The organism is Kitasatospora sp. NPDC034533, from assembly GCF_055575155.1.
Genome location: NZ_JBVITE010000172.1, coordinates 1 through 1,290, shown reverse-complemented (window position 1 = coordinate 1,290; position 1,290 = coordinate 1). Strand labels below are relative to the sequence as shown.

Annotated in this window: 1 protein-coding gene; it reads left to right on the top strand. The window is 70.4% G+C overall.

Annotated elements, in window-relative coordinates; all coding sequences use genetic code 11:
• On the top strand, window positions 1-1,290 hold a 1,290-nt coding region (locus tag ACZ55U_RS39075; RefSeq protein ID WP_465534408.1), incomplete at both ends, for an amino acid adenylation domain-containing protein.

The window sequence follows — 1,290 nt, the reverse complement described above, 5'->3', positions numbered from 1 at the left end:
CCTGTCGGATGCGGAGCGTGAGCGGTTGCTGGTGGAGTGGGCCGCCGGCCCGGACACCCAGTGGCCCACCGGCACCACCATCGAACTCATCGAACGCCAGGCCGCCGCCACCCCCGACGCCACCGCCGTCATCATCGGCGACCAGCACCTCACCTACCGCGAAACCGACCAACGCGCCAACCAGATCGCCCACCACCTCAAGAGCCTCGGTGCCGGCCCCGACACCCTCATCGGCGTCGCCCTCGACCGCGACCACCACCTCCTGCCCGCCCTCCTCGGCATCTGGAAAACCGGCGCCGCCTACCTCCCCCTCGACCCCGCCCTGCCCACCGAACGCCTCGCCTACATCCTCGACGACACCCACGCCACCACCATCCTCACCACCACCCACCACGCCCCCACCCTGCACACCATCTCCGACCACACCACCCTCATCACCCTCGACCAACCCAACCCCACCGACCAGCACCCCACCACCCCCCTCGACACCCACCACGACCCCGACAACCTCGCCTACGTCATCTACACCTCCGGCTCCACCGGCCGCCCCAAGGGCGTCCAGATCCACCACCACGGCCTCGCCAACTACCTCAACTGGACCACCCGCTCCTACGCCCCCCACGGCACCACCGGAGCCCCCCTCTTCTCCTCCATCTCCTTCGACCTCGGCATCCCCGACCTCTTCACCCCCCTCATCACCGGACAACCCGTCCACCTCATCCCCGCCGACCCCGACCCCACCGAACTCGGCCGCACCCTCGCCCGCAACGCCCCCTACACCTTCATCAAACTCACCCCCGGCCACCTCGACCTCCTCACCCACCAACTCACCCCCCAACAGGCCCACGACCTCGCCGGACTCGTCATCGCCGCCGGCGACACCTTCCCCGCCAGCCTCGCCACCCGCTGGAACCACCTCGCCGGCCCCGACGGCACCCCCCTCGCCTCCGAATACGGCCCCACCGAGATCACCATCGGCAACAGCGGCGAACCCGTCCACCCCCACACCACCACCGAACTCATCCCCCTCGGCACCCCCATCCCCAACACCACCATGTACGTCCTCACCGAGGACCTCCACCCCACCCCCACCACCGTCCCCGGCGAAATCCACATCGGCGGCACCTCACTCGCCCGCGGCTACCTCAACCGCCCCGCCCTCACCGCCGAACGCTTCATCCCCAACCCCTACGGCCCCCCCGGCTCCCGCCTCTACCGCACCGGCGACCTCGCCCGCCGCCTGCCCGACGGCACCCTCGACTACCTCGGCCGCATCGACACCCAGGTCAA